At 75.0% G+C, this 22426-nt stretch carries 19 protein-coding genes and 1 riboswitch; of the genes, 4 read left to right on the top strand and 15 right to left on the bottom strand.

The window, feature by feature from the left end; all coding sequences use genetic code 11:
- Positions 1–107: 107 nt before the first annotated feature.
- Complete coding sequence (locus ACIA79_RS00940) at positions 108–1760, bottom strand: alkaline phosphatase D family protein (RefSeq protein ID WP_399425765.1); 1653 nt, start codon at positions 1758–1760, stop codon at positions 108–110.
- Positions 1761–1834: 74 nt separating this feature from the next.
- Positions 1835–2479 (bottom strand): HNH endonuclease family protein, encoded by a 645-nt coding sequence (locus ACIA79_RS00935; RefSeq protein ID WP_399425763.1) that lies wholly within the window; start codon positions 2477–2479, stop codon positions 1835–1837.
- 187 nt (positions 2480–2666) lie between these two features.
- Between ACIA79_RS00935 and ACIA79_RS00930 the strand changes: the two genes are divergently transcribed.
- The gene (locus tag ACIA79_RS00930) at positions 2667–3449 is read left to right on the top strand and encodes an ABC transporter permease (protein ID WP_399425761.1); all 783 of its coding nucleotides are present in this window, start codon (positions 2667–2669) and stop codon (positions 3447–3449) included.
- Between the two features lie 202 nt (positions 3450–3651).
- Positions 3652–4236, top strand: a complete 585-nt coding sequence (locus tag ACIA79_RS00925) for a TMEM165/GDT1 family protein (RefSeq protein ID WP_399425760.1) — start codon at positions 3652–3654, stop codon at positions 4234–4236.
- 133 nt (positions 4237–4369) lie between these two features.
- Here the strand turns inward: ACIA79_RS00925 and ACIA79_RS00920 are convergent, their stop codons facing one another.
- Entirely contained in the window at positions 4370–5044 is a 675-nt protein-coding gene (locus ACIA79_RS00920; RefSeq protein ID WP_399425758.1) for an HAD-IA family hydrolase, read from the bottom strand.
- Positions 5045–5204: 160 nt separating this feature from the next.
- The gene (locus ACIA79_RS00915; protein WP_399425756.1) at positions 5205–6551 is read right to left on the bottom strand and encodes a peptidoglycan-binding protein; all 1347 of its coding nucleotides are present in this window, start codon (positions 6549–6551) and stop codon (positions 5205–5207) included.
- A gap of 353 nt (positions 6552–6904) precedes the next feature.
- Between ACIA79_RS00915 and ACIA79_RS00910 the strand changes: the two genes are divergently transcribed.
- Complete coding sequence (locus ACIA79_RS00910; RefSeq protein WP_399425754.1) at positions 6905–8962, top strand: DHA2 family efflux MFS transporter permease subunit; 2058 nt, start codon at positions 6905–6907, stop codon at positions 8960–8962.
- A gap of 129 nt (positions 8963–9091) precedes the next feature.
- On the opposite strand, the gene ACIA79_RS00905 is transcribed toward ACIA79_RS00910, so the two are convergent.
- The 4 genes from ACIA79_RS00905 to ACIA79_RS00890 form a co-directional block, all read right to left on the bottom strand.
- Positions 9092–9586, bottom strand: coding sequence for a GNAT family N-acetyltransferase (locus ACIA79_RS00905; RefSeq protein WP_399425752.1), 495 nt, complete (start codon positions 9584–9586; stop codon positions 9092–9094).
- 4 nt (positions 9587–9590) lie between these two features.
- Positions 9591–10259 carry an O-methyltransferase gene (locus ACIA79_RS00900; protein ID WP_399425750.1) on the bottom strand — a complete coding sequence of 223 codons (669 nt, stop codon included), beginning with the start codon at positions 10257–10259 and terminating at the stop codon, positions 9591–9593.
- Entirely contained in the window at positions 10256–11404 is a 1149-nt protein-coding gene (locus ACIA79_RS00895; protein WP_399425748.1) for a DUF2330 domain-containing protein, read from the bottom strand. Before ACIA79_RS00895 ends, ACIA79_RS00900 begins: the two co-directional genes overlap by 4 nt.
- Positions 11405–11499: 95 nt before the next feature.
- Positions 11500–12768 carry a cytochrome P450 gene (locus ACIA79_RS00890; RefSeq protein ID WP_399425746.1) on the bottom strand — a complete coding sequence of 423 codons (1269 nt, stop codon included), beginning with the start codon at positions 12766–12768 and terminating at the stop codon, positions 11500–11502.
- A gap of 373 nt (positions 12769–13141) precedes the next feature.
- Between ACIA79_RS00890 and ACIA79_RS00885 the strand changes: the two genes are divergently transcribed.
- On the top strand, positions 13142–14311 hold the full coding sequence (locus tag ACIA79_RS00885; protein WP_399425744.1) for a steroid 3-ketoacyl-CoA thiolase: 1170 nt from the start codon (positions 13142–13144) through the stop codon (positions 14309–14311).
- Positions 14312–14499: 188 nt separating this feature from the next.
- On the opposite strand, the gene ACIA79_RS00880 is transcribed toward ACIA79_RS00885, so the two are convergent.
- The 7 genes from ACIA79_RS00880 to ACIA79_RS00850 form a co-directional block, all read right to left on the bottom strand.
- Positions 14500–14907, bottom strand: coding sequence for a transglycosylase SLT domain-containing protein (locus tag ACIA79_RS00880; RefSeq protein WP_399425743.1), 408 nt, complete (start codon positions 14905–14907; stop codon positions 14500–14502).
- Positions 14908–15218: 311 nt separating this feature from the next.
- A complete protein-coding gene (locus ACIA79_RS00875) occupies positions 15219–16091 on the bottom strand; it encodes an ECF transporter S component (RefSeq protein ID WP_399425741.1) in 873 nt (290 codons plus the stop codon).
- Complete coding sequence (locus ACIA79_RS00870; protein ID WP_399425739.1) at positions 16055–17905, bottom strand: ABC transporter ATP-binding protein; 1851 nt, start codon at positions 17903–17905, stop codon at positions 16055–16057. The genes ACIA79_RS00875 and ACIA79_RS00870 overlap by 37 nt, the downstream gene beginning before the upstream one ends.
- Complete coding sequence (locus ACIA79_RS00865) at positions 17902–18993, bottom strand: energy-coupling factor transporter transmembrane component T (RefSeq protein WP_399425737.1); 1092 nt, start codon at positions 18991–18993, stop codon at positions 17902–17904. The genes ACIA79_RS00870 and ACIA79_RS00865 overlap by 4 nt, the downstream gene beginning before the upstream one ends.
- Entirely contained in the window at positions 18990–19718 is a 729-nt protein-coding gene (locus ACIA79_RS00860) for an SCO2322 family protein (protein WP_399426258.1), read from the bottom strand. The genes ACIA79_RS00865 and ACIA79_RS00860 overlap by 4 nt, the downstream gene beginning before the upstream one ends.
- Positions 19718–21034: a prenyltransferase/squalene oxidase repeat-containing protein gene (locus ACIA79_RS00855; protein ID WP_399425735.1), complete on the bottom strand. Its 1317-nt coding sequence runs from the start codon at positions 21032–21034 to the stop codon at positions 19718–19720. Before ACIA79_RS00855 ends, ACIA79_RS00860 begins: the two co-directional genes overlap by 1 nt.
- A gap of 134 nt (positions 21035–21168) precedes the next feature.
- A riboswitch (cobalamin riboswitch) is annotated at positions 21169–21302 on the bottom strand.
- 11 nt (positions 21303–21313) lie between these two features.
- Positions 21314–22390, bottom strand: a complete 1077-nt coding sequence (locus tag ACIA79_RS00850; RefSeq protein WP_399425732.1) for an MBL fold metallo-hydrolase — start codon at positions 22388–22390, stop codon at positions 21314–21316.
- Between the last annotated feature and the right edge of the window lie 36 nt (positions 22391–22426).

Genomic DNA, 22426 nt, shown 5'->3' with positions numbered 1-22426 from the left:
CCGCCCCGCCACCGCCGCGCGGCCCGCCGCCGGACCCGCGCCCCGCCGCCGCGTCGCCGGTGTCGGTCCCGTGCGCCCACCGGTGTGGGTCCCGTGCGTCGCCGGTGTCAGTCCCGTGCCAGCGTCCCCTCCCATACGGTGCTCAGCCCCGCGTCCCCGCGCGCCTGCTCCAGGCGCAGCTCCGCCGCGCGCCCGCGCACCGTCAGCGTCATCAGCTGGTTGCCGAACCAGGGGCCGCCCGTACGGTGCCAGTCCACCGCGGGCGGCGCGGCGCGCGCGTGCCGCCGCAGGGCGTGGCCGAGCCGGCGCCCCGCGCGGCTCCAGCCGAAGCGGAAGCCCCAGCGCAGGGAGCGCGGGATGCGGTTGTGCACCGGGGAACAGGTCAGCTGCACCACGCGCGCCTCCGGAGTCTCACCGGTGGTGCCCGGCCAGACCGGCTCCGCGAGGTACGCGTGGTGCACGTCGCCCGACAGCACGCACACCGTCGCCGGGGCGTCCGGCCCGCCGCCCGCCTCCGCCAGCAGCCGCGCCAGCCGGTCGAACGACTCCGGGAACGCCGACCAGTGCTCCAGGTCCGCCTTGCGGCGCACCGCTTCCGAGACCCGGGCCCAGCGCGCCCCGCGCCCGCCCCGGCACAGCGCCGCGTTCCAGGCCTCCGCGTCGTGCATCAGCGGCGGCAGCAGCCAGGGCAGCGAGGTGCCGATCAGCAGGTGGTCGCAGGAGGCGCGGTCGGCCAGCGCCTCCTCCCGCATCCACCGCTCCTCGGCCTCGTCCTGCATCGACCGTTCGTGCTCGTCCAGCACCCGGGCCGCCCGGGTGTCCACCATCAGCAGCCGGGTGCGGCCGAAGTCCCGCCGGTAGCTCCAGCGCACCCGGGCCGGCTTCTCGTCCGCCTCCGCCGCGAACCGCCGCAGCACCTCGGTCCCGTCCGGTGCCGCGCGCACCGCCGCGTACAGCGGGTCGGCGTCCAGCTCGTCGGGGGAGAGGTTGCCCAGGTGCTGGTGGACCCAGTACGACATCAGCCCGCTCAGGATGCGCTCCCGCCACCAGGTCGTACGGCGCATGTCGGCCACCCACGCGGCGCTGGTGTTCCAGTCGTCGACGACGTCGTGGTCGTCGAAGATCATGCAGCTGGGCACGGTGGACAGCAGCCAGCGCACGCCCGGGTCCAGCCAGGACTCGTAGTAGAGGTGGGTGTACTCCTCGTAGTCCGCCACCTGGGCGCCCGGCGGCTCGTCCAGGTCGCGCCGCGCGGCCAGCCACCGGCGCGTCGCCTCGGACGTCTCGTCGGCGTACACCTGGTCGCCGAGGAGCAGCAGGACGTCGGGGCGCACGGCGCTGGGGTCGGCCGCCAGGCGGGCGGCGAGCTTGTCCAGCGCGTCCGCGCCCACGGGGTCCTTGCCGTCGCCGGGCGGCGCGGACCAGCGGCAGGACCCGAAGGTGACGCGGACCTCGCCGGCACCGGGGCCCGGCGTGGTGATGGTGCTCGCCGGGTACCGCGCCTCCGCGGGCGGCCACACCGTGCGGTCGTCCAGCAGCACCTCGTACGGGGTCGTCGTGCCGGGCGTCAGCCCGGTGACGGTCACGAGGGCGTAGTAGTGCCCGGCGATCCGGAAGGTGGGCGCGGCACCCCCGGCCCCGTCGGCGCACCGCACCTCGGCCGTACAGGGCCGGTCCGCCTCGACCCAGACCGTGGCACGGTCGCCGCCGGCCCAGTCGACGTACCGCAGGACCGGTCCCAAGCGCAATCCGGCTGCCATGCGTGGCCTCCTCCGTCGCCCGTCCCCGTACTCATACGGTACGGAACGACGGGGGAGGCCGGGAGCCGGGGGGCTCAGCAGCCGTTGAGGACCGACTGCAGCGCGCTCTTCTCCGCCGAGTCCACGCTCAGCTTCCAGTGGTACTTCACGTGCACCCACATCCGGGCGTAGGTGCAGCGGTACGCGGTGCGGGGCGGCAGCCACTCGGCCGGGTCGAGGTCGCTCTTGGCCTGGTTCACGTCGTCCGTCACCGCGATCAGCTGCGGGCGGGACAGGTCGTTGGCGAACGCCTGGCGCTGCGAGGTCGTCCAGCTGCTGGCGCCCGAGCGCCACGCCTCGGCGAGGGCGACCACATGGTCGATGTCCAGGTCCGAGGCCGCGCGCCAGGTGGCGCCGTCGTACTCCGAGTACCAGGTGCCGCTGACCGCCGCGCAGCCGGAGTCCTGGACCACGTCGACGCCGTCGCGCTTGAGGACGACCTCACGGGTGTTGCAGGTGCCCGACTGGGTGCTCCAGTGCGGGAACAGGTCACGGCTGTAACCGCTGGAGGAACCTTCCGCCTTCACCGTGAGCTGGCTCAGGTAGGAGCGTGCGGTGGCGGCGCTGACGGGGGTGGGCGGGGCGGCCTGGGCGGCGGGGGCGGTGGCCAGGACGCCGGTGGCGGTGAGTGCTGCGGAGGCGGCGAGCACGGCTATTCGACGCGCGTAGACACCGGACATGCGAACTCCTAGTGAAGTGGGGGGCCTTGGCCGAGATCCCGCCCGGCGGGCGGCTCGGCCAGGGTTGCGGCGCCAGGTTTCGGTCAGGCGGGCGCCAGGTAACAGAGTGGCGACATGCTCACGTCAGATCAAGGGTTTGGCGTGCTGACGTCACGCCAGATCCCCACCGCCGCACTACGGTTGGCGGGTGCTTCTGCCCGTCAATGTCACGTTCGGGGCCGTTCTCGCCGTCCTGCTCGCCCTCGCCGCCACGGTGGTGGCGGTCGCCCGCCTGCGGCCGGCGCGCGACACCGTCACGGCAGGCGTGCGCGCCGCGGTCCAGCTCGCCGCCGTCTCGCTGGTGATCGGCTGGGTCGTCCGGGTCGTACCGCTGCTGCTGCTCTTCCTGCTGCTGATGTACGCGGTCGCGGTCCGCACCGCCGGACGCCGGGTGACCCCGAACGGCACCTGGTGGTGGGCGGCCGTCCCCATCGCCGCGGGGGTCGTCCCCGTCGTCGCCGCGCTGCTGCTCACCGGGCTCGTACCGCTGAAGGGCATCGCGCTGATCCCGGTGACCGGCATCCTCATCGGCGGGGCGCTCACCGCGACGGTGCTCGGCGGGCGGCGCGCCCTGGACGAGCTCCGCACCCGGCACGGCGAGGTCGAGGCGGGGCTCGCGCTGGGGCTGCTGGAGCGCGACGCGCGGCTGGAGGTGGCGCGGGAGGCGGCGGCCGACGCGCTGCTGCCCGGCCTCGACCAGACCCGGACGGTGGGGCTGGTCACGCTGCCCGGGGCGTTCGTCGGGATGCTGCTGGGCGGGGCGGAGCCGCTGGAGGCCGGAGCGGTGCAGCTGTTCGTGCTGGTGGGGCTGATGGCGGTGCAGGCGGTCGCGGTGGCGGCGGTCCTGGAGCTGGTCGCGCGGGGGAGACTGCACCGGCGCGAGGCGTCACCGGGCCCATCACGTACCCTGGACGGAGCAGAAGGGGAGTAGCTCTTCGCCGGACCGTCGACATACTGCTGGGCCTCGCGCCCGGCCGGCGCCCGGAGGCGGCCCTGCGGGGCGGCCAGCGAGACCTTCGGCAACAGCAGTGCCATGCCATGCCCGACATGCCCATGGTGCCGCCGAGCCGGAGCGACCCCTGACACGTCTCTTCTCGGTACGGCGGTGCCCGACCGATTGAGGAACCCATCCCGTGCTCAGCCTCACGATCATGGCGATCACCTTCGGCGTCGTCTTCCTCGCCGAGCTCCCCGACAAGACCGCGCTCGCCGGCCTCATGCTGGGCACCCGCTACCGGGCGTCCTACGTCTTCGCGGGCGTCGCCGCGGCGTTCGCCGTCCACGTCGCGCTGGCCGTCGCCGCCGGCAGCGTGCTGACCCTGCTGCCGCACCGGCTGGTGCAGGCACTGGTGGGCGTGCTGTTCCTGTGCGGGGCCGCGGTGCTGCTGCTGAAGAAGGACCACGGCGAGGACGAGAACATCAAGGCCCCGGCCGACGAGTCCTTCTGGAAGGTGTCCGGGGCGGGCTTCATGCTGATCCTGGTCGCCGAGTTCGGTGACCTGACGCAGATCATGACCGCGAACCTCGCCGCCCGCTACGACAACCCGCTCTCCGTCGGCCTCGGCGCCGTGCTCGCCCTGTGGACGGTCGCCGGGCTGGGCATCCTCGGCGGCCGCACGCTCATGAAGTACGTACCGCTGCGGCTGATCACCAAGATCGCGGCCTGCCTGATGCTGGCGCTGGCGGGCTTCAGTCTGTACGAGGCGCTGGCGCCCTGACGTACGCGCCCACGGCGCCGCGCGCCGGGCGGCGCCGTCCGGGCGACGTGGTGGGCGGTGACGCCCGCGGAGGCGAGCGGCCGCGTGGCGCGGTGACGCGCGCTGTGCGGTGATGTGGAGCGGTACGGGCGCGCTACGCGGTGACGTGGAGGCGGATCGTGCCGTCGGGGCCGTCCGCCGTCACGCGCACGTGCGTCAGGTCCGGTACGTGCACGTCGGGGGCGAAGGCGCCCGCGCGCGGTCCGACGCCCACCACGCGCATCCCGGCGGCGCGGCCGGCCAGGATGCCCGCCTCGGAGTCCTCGAACACCACGCACTCCGCCGGGTCGACGCCCAGCTCGGCGGCGCCCTTCAGGAAGCCCTCGGGGTCCGGCTTGCTCGCGCCCACGCACTCCGCGGTCACCCGCACCCGCGGCATGCGCAGCCCCGCGGCGCCCATGCGGGCCCGGGCCAGCGCCGCGTCGGCGGAGGTCACGAGGGCGTGCGGCAGCGCGGCGACGGCCGCCATGAACGCGGGCGCGCCGCCGATCGGCACGACGCCGTCGAGGTCGGCGGTCTCCTCCGCGAGCAGCACCCGGTTCTCGGCGTGGTTCTGCTCCATGGGCCGGTCCGGCAGCAGCAGGGCCATCGTGGCGTACCCCTGGCGGCCGTGGACGACCTGGAGCACCTCCGCGGGATCCAGCCCGTGCCGCAGGGCCCAGCGGCGCCAGCAGCGCTCCACGACGGCGTCGGAGTTGACGAGCGTGCCGTCCATGTCGAGCAGGAGGGCCCTGGCGGTCAGGTGCGGGACGGCGGACGCGGACGTCATGGACGGGCTCCACGGGCAGAGGGATGCGGTACGAAGTGGCCCCGCCCGCCGGTCAGGGTATACGGGCGGGAACCACTTTGTTCCTCCACGATACAAAACGAGGCGGGTACGCGCCACCCCGCCCCCGGTGCACCGGCCCCTCGTCTTGCCTGGCCTGGTCTCACCCGCCCGTCGTCTCCGCCTCCAGGGACTGCCGGGTCGCCGGGCCGTACACGCCCCAGCCGTCCTCGTCGATCGAGCGGGCCCACTGGTACCGGTACACCGCCTCCTCGACGTTCTTGTCGTAGCGGCCGTGCAGGGGGCCGTCGTAGAGGCCGGCCTGCCGCAGGCGGTGCTGGAGGTCGGTCACCTCGGCGCCGCGGTCGCCTCGGCGGAGGGCCGAGGGCTGCTCCGGGGCGGGCTCCGCGGTCGGCGACGTGTCCGGGGCCGGGCCGCGGCTGCGGGAGGCCGACGGCTGTGCGTCGCCGCCGGCGCCCGGTGCGGCGGGTGCGGACGAGAGGGGCGACACCGAGGGCGTGGGGGAAGCGGACGGCGAGGCGGACGCGGACGGCGACGCCTCGGCGGAAGCGGATTCCGATGCGGACGCCGAGGGCGAGGAGAGGTCCGAGGGTGCGTCGGGCGGGCCGCTCGGGAACGCGGGCGCGCTCACGTCCAGATCGGGCAGCACCTTATCCGCCTCCTCGGCGCCGTCGAACATGCCGCCGGCGAACGCCACCGCGCAGGCCACGGCCACCACCGCGGCCGCCGCACCGAGCGCCGCGTAGGGCCGGCGGCGCTCCTGCTCGCGGGCGCGCTCCCGTTCCCGCGCGCGTGACCGGCGGGGCCCCAGCCCGTCCGCCGGCTCCCACGAGGGAGCGAGCAGCTCCCCGGAGTCCCGCGCCTCGGGCTCCCAGCCCTGCGGGCCCGCGGCCTCCGGTCGGCGATCCTGCGGTGCCGGGGCGTAGGGGCCCTGGCCGTGCGGTGCCCGCCCCTCGGACTGCCGGCCCTGCGGCCCCGCGGCGCAGGGCTCGGTGGGGTAGGGCTCGGTGGGGTAGGGCTCCGCGGTGTACCGCTCCGCGGCGTACGGCTGCGCTGCGTAGGGCGCCGCTGCGTACGGGTCGGGGGCGTACGGCTCCGGGTCGTGCGGATGTGTGTCGTGCGCGGGTGTGCCGTACGCGGGCGTGTCGTGCGAGCCCGGCGGCTGGGTGCCCGTCGCCGTGCTGGACGGCGCGGATACCGGAGCGTCCGCCGCGGCCTCCGGCCCCACCGCCCCGCCCGGCTCCGGTACCGCGTCCGGCAGCGGACCGGGTCCCGCCGGCGCCGTCGGCAGCGCCGGCGGCATCGGCCCCGGATGGGCCGACGGCGCAGGGGCCGCCAGCGCCTCCGGCTGCGGATCCACGGCCGGTGACGCCTCCCCGAGGCCCGGCAGGGGGCCCGGGAGCCCCGCCTCGGGCGCGTACAGAGGCAGCGGCATCGTCGTCGCGGCGTCGCCCGGCCCGTCCGGCCCGTGCGGCGCGTCGAGGTTCACGTACGGGCCGATACGCAGTGGCTCGAAACCGTCGGCGCAGCCGCAGCCCTTGTGCGGTGCAGCACCGCATTCAGGACACACCCGTCCCGTCACGTGGGTCCCCTCCCCTTGAACTGCCAGCGATTATGCAGCCCCTCCCGGGCGCATGAATCCGGCCTCCGTCCGCTCGACAGGCCATAACAGGCCAGAACGCCCAGGATGGGAGAGGAAACAGGGGGTACGCGACGCACCCGGCGGCCCCGACGGCCCGTTGGCGCGCGCCGCCCGTCACTCGCGGAAGGCTCGGAAAGGCTCGAAGGGCGCGAAGGGCGCCAAGACGCGAGAGAACGCGGTCAGACAGGGAGAGGATGTCGATGGCGCAGCAAGTGAGCACCCCGGCCACCAGCCCCGCCCCGGGCGAAGGTCTCCCCCGCCGCTCGGTCCTGGTCGCGATCGGAGCCCTGCTCCTCGGCATGCTGCTGGCCGCGCTCGACCAGACCATCGTCTCCACCGCCCTGCCGACCATCGTCAGCGAGCTCGGCGGCATGGAGCACCTGTCCTGGGTCGTCACCGCCTACATGCTGGCGTCCACCGCCGCCACGCCCCTGTGGGGCAAGCTCGGCGACCAGTACGGCCGCAAGAAGCTCTTCCAGGCTGCGATCGTCCTCTTCCTCATCGGCTCGGCGCTGTGCGGCATCGCGCAGAACATGCCGCAGCTGATCGCCTTCCGGGCCGTCCAGGGGCTGGGCGGCGGCGGGCTGATGGTGCTCTCCATGGCGATCGTCGGCGACATCGTCCCGCCGCGGGAACGCGGGCGCTACCAGGGCCTCTTCGGTGCCGTCTTCGGCGTGACCAGCATCCTCGGGCCGCTGCTCGGCGGGCTGTTCACCCAGCACCTGTCCTGGCGGTGGGTGTTCTACATCAATCTGCCCGTCGGGGTCGTGGCCCTCTTCGTCATCGCCGCCGTGCTCCACATCCCGGTGCGCGCCACCCGCCACACCATCGACTACCTCGGCACCTTCCTCATCGCCTCGGTCGCCACCTGTCTGGTGCTCGTGGCGTCCCTCGGCGGCACCACCTGGGAGTGGGGCTCCTGGCAGATCATCGGTCTCGCGGTCCTCGGCGCCGTCCTGCTGGTCTGGTTCGTCCGGGTCGAGCGGCGCGCCGCCGAACCGGTCCTGCCGCTGAAGCTGTTCCGGATCCGCACCTTCACGCTGGTCTCCGCCATCAGCTTCGTCGTGGGCTTCGCGATGTTCGGCGCGATGACCTACCTGCCGACGTTCCTCCAGGTGGTGCGGGGTGTGTCACCGACCATGTCGGGTGTCCACATGCTGCCGATGGTCCTCGGCATGCTGCTCACCTCCACCGCCTCCGGCCAGATCGTCAGCCGCACCGGCCGCTGGAAGGTCTTTCCCGTGGCCGGGACCGCGATCACCGCCCTCGGCCTGGTCCTGCTGCACCGGATGAAGGAGTCCAGCTCCGACGCGGAGATGAGCGTGTACTTCTTCGTCTTCGGCGCCGGGCTCGGCCTGGTCATGCAGGTGCTGGTCCTGGTGGTGCAGAACGCCGTCGCGTACGAGGACCTCGGCGTCGCCACCTCCGGCGCCACCTTCTTCCGCTCCATCGGCGCCTCCTTCGGCGTCGCGATCTTCGGCACGGTCTTCACCAGCCGGCTCACGAGCAAGCTGGAGGCCGCCCTCGCCGGCCAGGAGGTCCCGCCCGGTGCGAGCGCGGACCGGGTCGCCGCGGATCCGCGGGCCATCACGGACCTGCCGCCCGCCCTGCGCCCCGACGTGCTGCACGCCTACGCCACGTCCATCACGGACGTGTTCCTGTACGCGGCCCCGGTCGTGCTGGTCGCCTTCCTCCTCGCCTGGCTGCTGAAGGAGGACCGGCTGCGCGGCTCGGTCACCGCGCCCGATCCCAGCCAGACCCTCGCCTCCAACCCCGTGGAGCGGTCGTCGTACGAGGAGTGCGCCCGCGCCCTGTCGGTGCTCGGCTCCCGCGAGGGCCGCAAGGCCGTCTACGAGGGGATCACCGAACGGGCGGGCCTGGACCTGCTGCCCGCCGCGAGCTGGCTGCTGCTGCGGGTGCGGCGCCACGGCGCGGTCGAGCCCGCCCGACTCGCCGACACCACCCCCGTACCGATCAGGGTGGTCACCGAGGCGGCCCGGCAACTGGAGGAGCGGCGCCTGGTGCGCCGGGTGGGCCTGCAACTGGTCCTCACCGACGAGGGCGTGACCGTGGCGGCCCGGCTGGCGCACGCCCGTGAGGAATCGCTGGCGGAGCTGCTGGGCGACTGGTGGGGTCCGCAGCGGCCGACCGACCTGGTGCACCTGGTGGAGCAGCTGACGGCCGAGCTGTGCGGCTCCTCCCGGGAACGGCCGCGCACCGCCGGCCCGCGCCGCGACCACGCGGCGCACACGGGCTGAGCGGGAACCGTGCGCACCGCGCCACACGGGCTGAGCGGAGCCGCTCGCGCCGCGCCACCCAGGCCGAGCGGAGCCGGGCGCGCCGCGCGGCCGTCGCGCGGCGCGCCGGGTGGCCCGGCATCCGCCGCGCTAAGTGGCGTGGAGCTCCTTGCCGTACCAGACCTCCATGTACGGGCCCTCGCAGTACGCCGGGATCTCCCGGTAGCCGTTGCGGGTGTACAGCGCCCGCGCCTCCACCAGGTCCAGCCGGGTGTTGAGCACCATGCGCCGCGCGCCCAGCCCGCGCGCGGCGTCCTCCAGCACGGACAGCAGCAGCGCCGCGCCGCCGGTGCCGCGGTAGGCGGGGCGTATGAACACCCGCGTGAGCTCGGCCCGTTCCGCGTCCAGCATCAGCACCCCGCCGCAGGCGGCCGGCGCGCCGGCCACCCGGCCGACCACGAACTGCCCGGTGGGCGGCGTCAGCAGCTCCACGCCGTCCCCGGCGAGCCCTTCGTCCACCTCGGCGGAGGTCGCCGGCCGCCGCCAGTAGCGGCCCGCCACATCGGCGTAGTACTCGCGCCGCAGCGCGGTGGCGTCGGCGGTGTCGTACGGCTCGGGCTCCACGGCCCACGTGCTGGTCGTCATGGGGTCAGTCCACCACGCGGGCCAGCAGCATCCCGTCGTGGCCCTTCGGGCCCACCGTCTGCAGGGCCGTGGCGTCCAGCCGGGGGTCGCGGGCGACCAGGTCGAGCATCTCGCGGGTGCCGGCCACCGACGGGTCGGTACCGGTCTCGTCGGTGACCGCACCGCCGCGTACGACGTTGTCGACGACGATCAGGCTGCCCGGCCGGGTGAGCCGCAGCGCCCACTCCACGTACCGCGCGTTGTTCCGCTTGTCGGCGTCGATGAAGACGAAGTCGAAGGGGCCCGCGCCTTCCTCGGCCAGCCGGGGCAGGAGGTCGAGGGCGGCACCCGTGCGCACCTGCGCGATCGATCCGAGCCCGGCGTGTGCGAGGTTCGCGCGGGCCACGTCGGCGTGGGCCGGTTCGTACTCCAGGGTGACCAGCCGCCCGTCCGGCGGCAGCGCCCGGGCCAGCCAGATGGTGCTGTAGCCGGCGAGGGTGCCGATCTCCAGGACGGTGCGCGCCCCCTGCGTACGGGCCAGCAGATGCAGCAGCTTGCCCTCCGTCGGCGACACGGCGATGTCCGGCAGCCCCGCCGCTGCTGCGGCGGCGAGCGCGGCGGTCAGTGCCTCGTCCGGGGGCGCCAGCATGTCGGTGAGGTAGTCCGACACGGCGTTCCACTCAGCTTGTGTCATGCCGCCGAACGTACTGCACGCCGTCGCCGCAGGCCCCACAGAAGAGCCGACGCCACCGCCGGCACGCCCACGGCGGTCACCAGCCAGACCGGCACCTCGCCGCCGATCGTCAGCAGCCGGTCGTGGAAGACGACTTGGCGGTACGGGGTGTCCGCGTTGGCCGCCCGCAGCTCGTGGTCGCCGTCGATCCGGCCGGGCTCCGGGAACTCCTGCTCGACGGCCGTCAGGAACAGCCGCGCGCCCCTGTCCCCGTCCCCCTCGCGCCCCCCGCCGCCGTTCCCTTCCCCGCTGCCGCGGCCCGTCAGCTCGCCCACCGCGCCCTCCGCCGCGATCTCGCCCGCGTACGTGACTTCCGGCGCGTCCCCGCCGATGGTGCCGCGCGGCTCCATCCGGTGCTCGGAGAGCACGTACAGGCCGAGCGACTGCGGCGTGGTCGCCAGCCGCGACAGCCGCATCGGGTAGACCGGCCGCTCGCTGGTGAAGGTGATCCGCAGCGGGTCGAGGGTGCCGTACAGCGCCGCGCCGCGCTCCTCGGGCGCCAGGCGCACCGCGACGTACTCCCACTTCTGCTCGACGTAGGGCCGCAGTTCGCCGCTGAGCCGCTCGGGGAGCTCGAAGCCGTTGTCGTCCAGCCAGTCGCGCAGTGCGTCCGGGTCGGTCGCGGTCAGCCGGGCGACGTCGAAGTCGCCGAGCCGCTCCCGGCCGACCACGCCGACCGGCGGCGCGGCGGCGTCCGGGGCCGCACCGGGAGCCGGCGCGGCGGCGCTGTCGCCGCCCCCGCCGAACGGCCAGTCGCCGGAGCGGGGCCAGAAGTAGTGCCGGGTGCGGTGCTCCGGCGCGGTCAGCTCGCGCAGCTCCTCGAACAGGTACGGGTCGCCCAGCTCGACGTCCGCCCGGCCGGGCACGGGCATGATCCAGGCGGCCTCGCGCGCCGTCCCGCGGACCGAGAAGCGCATCACGATCTGCTCGGTGCGCGACCGGGCGTCCCAGTGCACCACCGAGGTCTCGCGCTGGACGCCGATCCGTGACGCCCGGTCCGGGATCATCGCGCCGCAGCCGCACGCGTACGCCGGGCTGATGAGAGAGCCGAGCTGCAGCGCGAGCAGCGCGACGACGAGACCGAGTATCCGTTGTTTCCCCCGCATGCCCGCTCGGACGCGGAGGCGGATCACACGGTTCCCGTCCGCGTGCCCACGAAATGACGACGTGACCTGGCGTGACGTGGCGTGGCGCCGGCCGGTCAGGCGGGGGTGACCCGCAGTTCCTTGATGCCGTTCAGCCAGGCCGAGCGCAGCCGGCGCGGCTCCTCGGCGAGGCGGAGGCCGGGCAGGGCGTCGGCCACGGCGTGGAAGATCAGGTCGATCTCCAGGACGGCGAGGGACTTGCCCAGGCAGAAGTGCGGGCCCCCGCCGCCGAAGCCGAGGTGCGGGTTGGGGTCGCGGGTGATGTCGAAGAGCTCCGGGTGGTCGAAGACCTCGGGGTCGTTGTTGGCGGAGGAGTAGAAGACCCCGACCCGGTCGCCCGCGCGGATCTTCCGGCCGCCCAGCTCCACGTCCTGGGTGGCGGTGCGCTGGAAGGAGACCACGGGGGTCGCCCAGCGGACGATCTCCTCGGCCGTCGTGGCCGGGCGCTCCCGCTTGAACAGCTCCCACTGGTCGGGGTGGGTGAGGAAGGCGTGCATGCCGTGGCTGATGGCGTTGCGGGTGGTCTCGTTGCCGGCCACCGCGAGCAGGATCACGAAGAACCCGAACTCGTCGGTGGAGAGGTTGCCCTGGTCCTCCGCCGCGACGAGCCGGGAGACGATGTCCCCGGCCGGGCACTCCTTGCGGGCGGCGGCGAGGCCCATGGCGTACGAGACGATCTCCATGGCCGCCTCCGTGCCGGCCTCCTCCGTGACGGCGTACTCGGGATCGTCGTACGCCGCCATCCTGTTGGACCAGTCGAAGATCCTCGCGCGGTCCTGCTGCGGTACGCCGATGAGCTCGGCGATGGCCTGGAGGGGCAGTTCGACGGCGACCCGGGTGACGAAGTCGAACGACCCGTCGCCGTCCGCGGCGGCGTCGAGCGCCGTGCCGACGATGCGCCGGGCCCGGTCGCGCAGGGCGGACTCCAGGGACCGGACGGCGCGGGGGGTGAAGCCGCGCTGGACGATCTGGCGCACCCGGGTGTGCTCCGGCGGGTCCATGTTGAGCATGATCAGCTTCTGGGCGTCGATCCGGTCGCGGCCGATCGACTCGTTGAACCGGATGATCGCGGTGTTGGCGGCGGACGAGAAGAGCTCCGGGTGCGTGGACACGTACTTGACGTCGGCGTGCCGCGTCACCGCCCAGTACCCGTCGTCGTCGAAGCCGGATATGCCGTGCGGCTGGGCGCACCACCAGACGGGGGCGGTCCGCCGCAGGGCGGCGAACTCGGGCAGCGGGACGCGGGTGCGCAGGAGGTCCGGATCGGTGAGGTCGAAGCCTTCGGGCAGGTCGGGGTGTGCGGGGCGGGCATGGGGACAGGGCATCGGCGACTCCCCTACGTCTGACGGACCATCAGATAGTGCCCGCAAGGTAGTAACGGGTTCCACAAGTGGCAAGGGGCGCGCGGTGTCCGGTTGCGGCCGCCGTCCTGCACGACCCTTGCGTACCGGGGGTAAGCCTCAGCAGACTGGCCCGGGAACTAGAACGCGTACCAGTTCGCGGGGTCCGGGGCGCGCGCCCCGGGACGAATGCGGCCGGGGGCCGGGGGCCGCCTCCGTCCGGGCACGGCCGGGGGGCCGGGGGCCGCCCCCCGTTCAGAGACAGCCGGGGGTTCGGGGGCAGCCGTTCCCCGAACGGACACAGCCGTCCGTGCGGGCGCCGGGACGCCGGTGCGGCCGGCCAGGAGAGGACCAGCCCATGGCCGCGGAACCCGTCATCGTCGAAGCCGTACGCACGCCCATCGGAAGGCGCTCCGGCGCCCTCGCCAACCTCCACCCCGCCTACCTGCTGGGTGAGACCTACCGCGAACTCCTCGGGCGGACCGCCCTCCACGCCGACTGCGTCGAGCAGATCGTCAGCGGTACGGTCACCCACGCCGGCGAGCAGTCCATGAACCCCGCCCGCACCGCCTGGCTCGCCATGGGGCTGCCGTACGAGACGGCCGCCACCACCGTCGACTGCCAGTGCGGCTCCTCGCAGCAGGCCGCGCACATGGTCGCCAACATGATCGCCTGCGGTGTCATCGACGTCGGCATCAGCTGCGGCGTCGAGGCCATGTCCCGCGTGCCGCTGGGCAGCGGGTCCAAGCACGGGCCGGGCAAGCCCTTCCCCGACGAGTGGAACGTCGACCTGCCCAACCAGTTCGAGGCCGCCGAGCGCATCGCCCGCAAGCGGGGCCTGACGCGGGAGCGGGTGGACGCCCTCGGGCTGCTGTCGCAGCGGCGGGCCGCCACCGCGTGGGCCGAGGAGCGCTTCAAGCGCGAGACGTTCGCCGTCCAGGTGCCGACCACCGAGGAGGAGCAGCACGAGGGGCAGGGGATGTGGCGGCTCGTCGACCGTGACGAGGGGCTGCGCGACACCAGCGCGGAGGCGCTCGCCGGGCTGAAGCCGGTGATGCCGACCGCGGTCCACACCGCGGGCAACTCCTCGCAGATCTCCGACGGCGCCGCCGCCCTGATGTGGGCGTCCAAGCGCATGGCGCGGGCGCTGAAGCTGAAGCCGCGCGCCCGGATCGTCACCCAGGCGCTCGTCGGGTCCGACCCGCACTTCCACCTCGACGGGCCCATCGATGCCACCCGCGCGGTGCTCGGCAAGGCGGGGATGTCCCTGCGCGACATCGACCTCGTCGAGATCAACGAGGCCTTCGCCTCCGTGGTGCTCAGCTGGGCCCAGGTCTTCGACCAGGACCTGGAGAAGGTGAACGTCAACGGGGGCGCCATCGCGCTCGGCCACCCCGTGGGCGCGACGGGAGCGCGGCTGCTGACGACCGCGCTGCACGAACTGGAGCGGCGTGACAAGGAGTTCGCCCTGGTGACCATGTGCGCGGGCGGCGGGCTGGCGACCGGCACGATCATCCAGCGGCTCTGAGCCCTGGGCCAGGGGTCCCGGCGACCCGAACCCGGGCGAAGGGGTGAAGACGGGCGCGGGAAGACGGCGCCGGGACGACGGCGCGGGCGGCGCGGGCGTTGCGGGCGCGGAATGGGGGCGGACAAGGGACGCCGCGGGCACGAGAAAGCCCCGGTGCGCCGCACCGGGGCCTGCTGCATGCTGTCGGCTCAGTACCAGCCGTTGGACTGCCAGAACTTCCACGCGCCGCAGGGGCTGCCGTAGCGGTCGTTCATGTAGTCCAGGCCCCACTCGATCTGCGTGGCCGGGTTGGTCTTCCAGTCCGAGCCGGCGGACGCCATCTTGGAGCCCGGCAGGGCCTGCACCAGGCCGTAGGCGCCGGACGAGGCGTTGGTCGCGGACGGGTTCCAGCCGGACTCGTGCTCCACGATCTTGTCGAAGCACTGGTACTGACCGGCCGGGACCAGCTTCTTGGCGATGTCCTGCGCGGAAGCGGAGGCGGCCGAAGCCGGTGCCGTCGTACCCAGCACCGCGCCGGTCGCACCGAGGAGCACGGCGGCACCGGCGGCGAAGGACGTGGAGCGGGCGGAAAAACGGCTGGAGAGCGAGCGGAACACGTAGTGACCTCACGTCGGGGACAGGGGGCGTCGCCCGGGCATGCCGGTACCGCGCCAGGTGGCGGGGGAGTGGCTGCCGGGGGGCGCTCCCGCTGCTGCTGCGCTGCGGTTCGCCCGGCGACGTCCACCAGAGAAGCAGCCGCGCCGAGCCGCCGCAACGACCCCGTGTACTAAGGGATGCCGGACCTGGCGGCGAGGAGGGCCCCGGCCCCGTACGGTGATCGCCGCACGTCGCCACGGGAAGCCCGGGGGTCGAAAGCTGTCCGGTTCGCCCCACTATCGCCGGTCGTATGTGAGCTGCGTCCTGTGGGTCACCTCACCGGTTCGGGACCCTCTGAGGCGGTGGGTGCGCCTTCGAATGTGACCTGGGCTTCGAAGTTTGCCCGTCGAGTCGCACGTCGTAGCGCCTTGAGGACCGTGGATCCGATGGTGACGGTGAGTACGACGGTCAGCACGGCCCGTCCCGTGTCCCACCCGAGCGAGGTCGCCGCGCAGTAGGCCGCGAACCGGACCAGGTTCTCGGGGAGCGGGTCACCGGGGTGGAAGGAGACGCCACTGCCCGTCGGTTCCATGACGACCCAGCCCTGCAGGTTCATCCCGGTCCCGTACGCGAACGACGCCACCGCCCCGTACGCGGCGAGCAGCGCCGTCTCGCCGCGCCCGCGCAGGCGGTCCGGCCCCGGCAGCAGCCCGGCGCCCATCGTGAACCAGCCCATCATCAGCATCTGGAACGGCATCCACGGCCCGACGCCACCCGTCAGCAGGGCCGACGCGAAGATCGTCACCGCGCCGAGGACGAACCCGAAACCGGGGCCGAGGACCCGGCCGCTGAGCACCATCAGGAAGAACATCGGCTCCAGGCCCGCCGTGCCCGCGCCCAGCGGCCGCAGCGCCGCCCCCACCGCCGCCAGGACGCCGAGCATGGCCACCGCCTTGGCGTCCATGCCGCGGTCCGCGATCGTCGCCACGACGACGGCGACGAGCAGCGGCAGCATCACGGCGAACAGCCACGGCACGTCCTGCGCGCGGCCCGCCACCCCGGAGGCGCCGTCCGCCAGCAGCGGCCAGCCGAGGGCGAACACCCCGATCACCGAGACCAGCGCGAGCGCCGCCACCGAACGGACGCCCAGGCGCACCGGTCGGGCGCTCACAGCGCCGCCTCCACCTGTGCGACGGTCAGCCACGGCTGGGGCGCGAGGATCTTGGCGACCTGCGGTGCGAAGGCGGGCGAGGACGTCACGACCTCGGCCGCCGGGCCGTCCGCGACCACCTCGCCCTCCGCCAGCACGACGACGCGGTCCGCCAGCTCCGCCGCGAGCTCCACGTCGTGCGTGGCGAGCAGGATGCCGTGCCCGTTGGCGGCCAGGTCCCGCAGCACCGCGACGAGCCGGGCCTTGGCCGCGTAGTCGAGGCCCCGGGTCGGCTCGTCGAGCAGCAGCAGCGGGGGCCGCGCGGTGAGCACCACCGCGAGCGCCAGCGCCAGCCGCTGCCCTTCGGACAGATCGCGCGGATGCGTGCCGCCCCCGATCCCCGGCAGCAGCCGCGCCACCATCTCCCGGCACGTCCCGGGCCGCGCGCCCGCGTCACCGTCGGCGGCCGCGCACTCGGCCGCCACGGTGTCCGCGTACAGCAGGTCCCGCGGCTCCTGCGGTACGAGCCCGGCCCGCCGGACCATCTCGCGCGGAGCCGTCCGGTGCGGCACGCACCCGCCCACGAGCACCCGGCCGCCGGCCGGCTCCACCATCCCGACGAGCGCGCCCAGCAGGGTGGACTTGCCGGCCCCGTTGCGGCCCATGAGCGCCACGGTCTCCCCGCCGCGCACGGCGAGGTCGACCCGGCGCAGCGCCTCGACGCTCCCGCGCCGTACGCGCAGCGCCGCCGCCTCCACGAGAGCCTCCGTCCGTACGAGGGCCTCCGTGTGCGCGGGCGACCTCGTCTGCGCGAGGGATTCCTTGTTCGCGGGGGTCTCCGTCTGCACGAGGGCCTCCGCCTCCGCGAGGGCCGCCGTGCTCCTCCCTCCGGACCCGGTGCCCGCGCCCCGCCGGCGCAGCAGACGGCGCAGCGCCGCGCGCGCACCGGCCGGGGCGCCCGCGCCCGCGGGCTCGCCCGCGGAGGCCGCCGCAGGGGCTTGGTCCGCCGGGCGGGCCGGCGCGGCCGGGGCAGGCGGCACGGGCGGGGAGGCGTCGGCCAGGCGGGCCCGGAGCCCGGGGGCCAGGCGACGGGCCGCGCGGACCGTCAGGGGCGGCGGCGACCAGCCCGCCACCCGCGCCAGGGCCACCACGGGAGGGTGGACCGGCGAGAGAGCCATCACCTCGGCCGGGGGGCCGAGCAGCACCGGCGCCCCGGGCGAGCGCAGGAGCGCGACGCGGTCGGCGTACTGGACCACGCGCTCCAGGCGGTGTTCCGCCATCAGCACCGTCGTGCCGAGGTCGTGCACCAGGCGCTGCAGCACCGCGAGGACCTCCTCCGCCGCCGCCGGGTCCAGCGCCGACGTCGGCTCGTCCAGGACGAGGACCTTCGGGTGCGGCGTCAGCACGGACCCGATGGCCACGCGCTGCCGCTGCCCGCCCGAGAGGGTGGCGATCGGCCGGTCCCGCAGCGGTGCCAGGGCCAGCAGGTCCAAGGTCTCCTCCACCCGGCGGCGCATCACGGCGGGCGGCAGGCCCAGCGACTCCATGCCGTACGCCAGCTCGTCCTCGACCGTGTCGGTGACGAAGTGCGCGAGCGGGTCCTGACCCACCGTGCCGACGACGTCCGCCAGTTCGCGGGGCGGGTGCGTGCGCGTGTCGCGGCCGTCGACGGTGACCCGGCCGCGCAGGGTGCCGCCCGTGAAGTGCGGCACCAGGCCGGACACCGCGTTCAGCAGCGTCGACTTGCCGGACCCGGACGGGCCGACCAGCAGCACCAGTTCCCCCTCCGGGACGGTGAGGTCCACGTCCCGCAGGGTGGCCTCCCCGGCACCGTCGTACGTCACCGAGACGTTCTCGAACCGGATCACGAGGACTCCTTCGACGGCGGGGCAGGGGCTGCGAACGCGGGCACCAGGCCCAGCAGGATGATCAGGGCCGGCCACACCGGCAGGGCGGGTGCCTGGAGCGGGACCACACCGGGGTGCAGGGCCGCCGGATCCCACACCGCCATCAGGCCGCCCACCGCCGCGCCCGACCCCGCCACCAGCCACGCCCGCACGCCCCACCGGTCGGGCCGGTAGCGGGTCCGCACCGAACGGCGGCCCCCCAGACGCAGTCCCGCCAGCGCCGCCGGCAGTCCCGCCGCGACGAACGGCGGACCGTACGACCCGCCGTCGGCGGACAGCAGCCCGTACAGGCCCACGCAGACGCCGAGCAGCCCGCCCAGGGTCAGCACCGCCGTCACACGGCGCACCGCGCGCGGCACCCGCGCCGTACGGCCGTACCCGCGCGCGTCCATCGACGCCGCCACCGCGATCGACCGCTCCAGCGCGCCCTCCAGGACCGGCAGGCCGATCTGGAGCACCGCCCGCACCCCGCCGGTGGGCCGCCCGCGCAGCCGGCGCGCCGTTCGCAGCCGCACCACATCGGCCACCAGGTGCGGCGCGAACGTCATCGCGACCACCACCGCGACCCCCACCTCGTACAGCGCGCCCGGCAGGGACTTGAGCAGCCGCGCGGGGTTGGCGAGCGCGTTCGCCGCGCCCACGCAGATCAGCAGCGTGGCCAGCTTGGCGCCGTCGTACAGCGCGAAGACGAGCTGCTCGGCGCTCACCCGGCCGCCGATCCGGATGCCCTGCGCCCAGCCGGGCAGCGGCACCTCGGGCAGCGTGACCAGCACGCGCGTCCCCGGGATCGGCGAGCCGAGCACCAGCGAGAAGACCAGCCGGATGACGAGCACCGCGAGCCCCAGCTTCAGGAAGGCACCGTACGAACGGGCCCACGGCGCGTCGGTGCGGCGCGCGGCCACCACGTAGCCGGCCACGCCGACCAGCAGGCCCAGCAGGAGCGGGTTGGTGGTACGGGACGCGGCGGCCGCCAGCCCCAGGGCCCACAGCCACCAGGCGCCGGCGTGCAGGGCATTGCTCCGGTGCGCCGCGGGTGCGCGCAGCGTCATCGGCGGCGGCGGGCCTGCACGACGGCGGCGGCGCCCAGGCCGAGCACGGCGGCGAGGCCGGCGGCCAGTCCGAGCGAGGGGCCGCCGCCGTCCCCGGAGGCCCCGCCGTTCTCGGAAGCCCCGTCCTTCCCGGAGTTCCCGTCGGTCCCGGAGCGGGAGCCGGAGCCGGAGCTGTCGTCGTCCGGGCCGGGGCCCGCGTCGGACACCTGCTCGCCGCAGCCCGTCCGCGGATAGCCCCCGATGGCGCACAGCAGCGCCTGGCTGTTGTAGCGCAGCGGCCCGGCCACCGCGGCCAGCGCGTCCGCGCTCGTCGCGTCCTGCCGTACCCGTGCGCAGGCGGTCCGCGGCTCCGGCGGCGTGGCGGAGCCGTCCGGGGCGTCCGCCGCCGTGCCGAAGTCGATGACGACCGCGACGCGCTTGGTGCCGTCCGTGCGGGGCGTCCCGTCGCAGACCGCCGCGAAGTCGGGCGCCCGGCGCGGCCGGGCGGCGTCCGCCGAGCCGGTGCTCACGGCGAAGCGGTAGCCGTTCACCTCACCGTCCGCGGGCCGGGCCGTGGACGGGCCCTGGGTGGCGTACGCCCACGACGGCCCGGGGCCGCTCTGCCAGAACGACCAGTAGCGGTAGCCGGCCGCCTGGGCGGAGCCGGCGGCGAGCCAGGTCAGGGCGAGAGTCGTAGCCAGGGCCAGGGCGAGGAGCAGGGCCGGAGGCCGGGCGGCGGTCCGCATCACGGCTGCCGGTTCTTGTTGCGGCCGCTGATCAGGAAGCCGATGCCCATGCCGGCGAAGAGGAAGATGCCGACGACCAGCCAGACGCCGAAGCCGCTGCTCTCGCCCGACTCCTTGTTCTCCTGCTCCTCCTGCGCCCGCGTCTCGACGGTCGACTCGGGCTTCGGCCCGGTGGCGTTGAGTCGCTGGACGAGGTCGACGCCGCCGAAGTCGCGGGCGTCGGCCCCCAGGGTGTGCGCGGCGAAGATCAGCTGGGCCCAGGCGGCGGGGCCGTTCTCCTCGGCCCACGGCACGGCGTTCCGCTGGAGCCACTTCAGGGCGGGGGCGGCCTTGTCGCCGTGACCGGCGGCGCCGAGCGCCACGACGGCGTCGGCCGTGTTGCCGAAGTCGGGCGCGGGCGCGGCGGGGGTCGCGGTGCCGGGCATGGGGGGCAGGTCGAGGTGGCCGCTCTTCGCCAGGGCGGTCACCAGGTAGGCGGCGCCGTTGCGGGCGGCGCGCTCGGCGGTCCGCTTCGCCGCGGCCTCGCAGACCGGCGGCTGGTACGGCTTCACGCCCCGCGTCTGGACGTGCTTGCCCAGGCCCGCCAGCACGGCGGCGGCGGTGGCGTCGGCGTTGGCGACCAGCGTGCCGTTCCGGTCGGGCTGGTGGGCGAAGGCACCGGCGCCGGTCCTGGCGTCGCACGGGATCGCGAAGCCGAGCAGCGCGTCGTAGGGGGTGCGGCCGTCCGCGGACCGCACGTCGCCCGGCTTCCCGCCCGCCGCCGCGAGGGCGCTGATGACCACGGAGGTGGAGTTGGCGTCGCTGGGCCCGCCCGGGTTGTAGCTCCAGCCGCCGTCCTTGTTCTGGACGCCGGTGAGCCAGTCCGCGCCCGCCTCGACGGCCTTCGTCACGGGGTCGGTCTCCCCGTCCTCCGTCTCCGGCCGGTCCAGCCCCGCGAGCGCCTGGACGGCGACGGCGGTGGCGTTGGTGTCCAGCGGCACGGCGGGGTCGCAGGGCTTGGCCGGGTCGGGCCGGTAGGAGGCGAAGCCACCGTTGTCGCACTGCTGACCCAGCAGCCAGGCCACGGCCTTCCCGGCGGGCTCGACACCGCTCGTCTCCTGCGCCATGAAGGCCAGGGACTGCCGCCACACGCCGTCGTACGTCGGGTCCTTCCGGCCGTACAGCCCGGAGGGGACGACGGGCGCCGCGGAGGACGCCGCCGGGGAGGGCGCCGCGTGCGCGGCGGGGGCGGCGGTGACGGCTGCGGCCCCGCCGGTGCACAGCACGGCGGTGGCGGCGAGCGCCGCGGCGACGCCGCGGCGGCGAACGGTGGTCATGGCGGGTGGCCTCTCCTGCGCGGTCTCCTGCGCGGTCCTGGGCGGGGCCGGGCACCGGCGCGCGCGGAAGGGCACCAGGCTCCGGCTCCGTATTCCTCGACGGTGCCGGTCACCGGGGTCGGTCCCGGTGACGCGAGCCGAACACGTACGCGTGCGGGGCGATCCGGCTCGCCACCGGTGCGGTGGCTCACGGTTGCGGGTCAGCGCCGGATTTGCACCGGCTTCCCCCCGTACGGGCATGATGACGACTCGCACACTCTACCGGCGGGTCGGTACGGCTCACAGGGCGACGTACGTCACGGGGGCGCTGCCCGGCACCGGCTCGGCGCGCCCCAGCTTCACCAGGTGCCGCAGGTGCGCCTCGGCCTCGGAGACGGCGATGGTGCGCGAGCCGTACGGGATGAGGTCCCAGGGGCGGTTCCAGGTCATGCGCTCGGCGAGCTGCCACGGGGTGAGCGGCGCGGCCAGCAGGGCGAGCAGCCCGGTGAGCCGCTCCTCGTGGTGGGCGAGCAGCTCCGCCACGCGCGCGGCGGCGCCGGTGAAGGCGTGCTGGTGGGCGGGGAGCACCTCGGCGGCACCGAGCCGGCCGGCCCGCTCCAGCGAGTCGAGGTAGTCGCCGAGCGGGTCCGTGGGCGTGGCGTCGTCGGGGTCCTCGTACAGGCCGATGTGCGGGCTGATCCCGGGCAGCAGGTGGTCGCCGGAGAAGAGGCGGCCGTGCCCGGGGCGGTGGGCCGGGTGGTCCTCCTCCAGGTGCAGGCAGACGTGGCCGGGGGTGTGCCCGGGAGTCCAGACGGCCCGCAGCCTGCGGCCCGCGAGGTCGAGGAGCCCGCCGGGGACGATCGCCCGGTCGGGCAGCGCGGGCCGCGGCACGGGCAGGGCGCGCCCCCGCCCGGACGCCCGCGCCTGCCGCAGCGGGGCCGTGTGCGCGTCGGGGGCGCCCGCGGCGGTGAGCCTGGCGAGGAGGAAGTCGAGCCAGGCGCCGGGCTCGGCCTCGCGGGTGCGGCGTACGACGGCGGCGTCGGCGGGGTGCATGGCGATCCAGGCGCCGGACGCCTCACGGACGCGGCCGGAGAGCCCGTGGTGGTCGGGGTGGTGGTGCGTGATGACGACGCCGTGCACGTCCTCGACCCGGGTCCCGAGCGCGGCCAGCCCGGCGCGGAGCGCGTCCCACGACGCGGGATCGTCCCAGCCGGTGTCGATCAGGACGGGGCCGCGACCGGTGTCGAGGAGGTGGACCAGGGTGTGCCCGAGGGGATTGTCCGGAATGGGCACCGCGATGCTCCACACACCCCCACCGTGCCCGATCACGCCCCGCCGCGGGTCTCCGCCGCCGCCGGTCGCCGTCGCGTGCGCCATGGAGCGCCCCCATCCCTCGCCGCGGGTACGGCCATT

Source organism: Streptomyces sp. NPDC051310 (assembly GCF_044455245.1).
Classification (GTDB): Bacteria; Actinomycetota; Actinomycetes; order Streptomycetales; family Streptomycetaceae; genus Streptomyces.
This window is presented reverse-complemented; position numbering and strand designations above follow the sequence as displayed.

Bases quoted from the DNA above. Each gene is read 5' to 3' on its own strand.
- ACIA79_RS00865 (WP_399425737.1), bottom strand. From the start codon at position 18,993: ATGACGCTGCGCGCACCCGCGGCGCACCGGAGCAATGCCCTGCACGCC.
- ACIA79_RS00895 (WP_399425748.1), bottom strand. From the start codon at position 11,404: ATGCGGGGGAAACAACGGATACTCGGTCTCGTCGTCGCGCTGCTCGCG.
- ACIA79_RS00855 (WP_399425735.1), bottom strand. From the start codon at position 21,034: ATGACCACCGTTCGCCGCCGCGGCGTCGCCGCGGCGCTCGCCGCCACC.
- ACIA79_RS00850 (WP_399425732.1), bottom strand. From the start codon at position 22,390: ATGGCGCACGCGACGGCGACCGGCGGCGGCGGAGACCCGCGGCGGGGC.
- ACIA79_RS00910 (WP_399425754.1), top strand. From the start codon at position 6,905: ATGGCGCAGCAAGTGAGCACCCCGGCCACCAGCCCCGCCCCGGGCGAA.
- ACIA79_RS00905 (WP_399425752.1), bottom strand. From the start codon at position 9,586: ATGACGACCAGCACGTGGGCCGTGGAGCCCGAGCCGTACGACACCGCC.
- ACIA79_RS00920 (WP_399425758.1), bottom strand. From the start codon at position 5,044: ATGACGTCCGCGTCCGCCGTCCCGCACCTGACCGCCAGGGCCCTCCTG.
- ACIA79_RS00885 (WP_399425744.1), top strand. From the start codon at position 13,142: ATGGCCGCGGAACCCGTCATCGTCGAAGCCGTACGCACGCCCATCGGA.
- ACIA79_RS00935 (WP_399425763.1), bottom strand. From the start codon at position 2,479: ATGTCCGGTGTCTACGCGCGTCGAATAGCCGTGCTCGCCGCCTCCGCA.
- ACIA79_RS00940 (WP_399425765.1), bottom strand. From the start codon at position 1,760: ATGGCAGCCGGATTGCGCTTGGGACCGGTCCTGCGGTACGTCGACTGG.
- ACIA79_RS00890 (WP_399425746.1), bottom strand. From the start codon at position 12,768: ATGCCCTGTCCCCATGCCCGCCCCGCACACCCCGACCTGCCCGAAGGC.
- ACIA79_RS00900 (WP_399425750.1), bottom strand. From the start codon at position 10,259: ATGACACAAGCTGAGTGGAACGCCGTGTCGGACTACCTCACCGACATG.
- ACIA79_RS00860 (WP_399426258.1), bottom strand. From the start codon at position 19,718: ATGCGGACCGCCGCCCGGCCTCCGGCCCTGCTCCTCGCCCTGGCCCTG.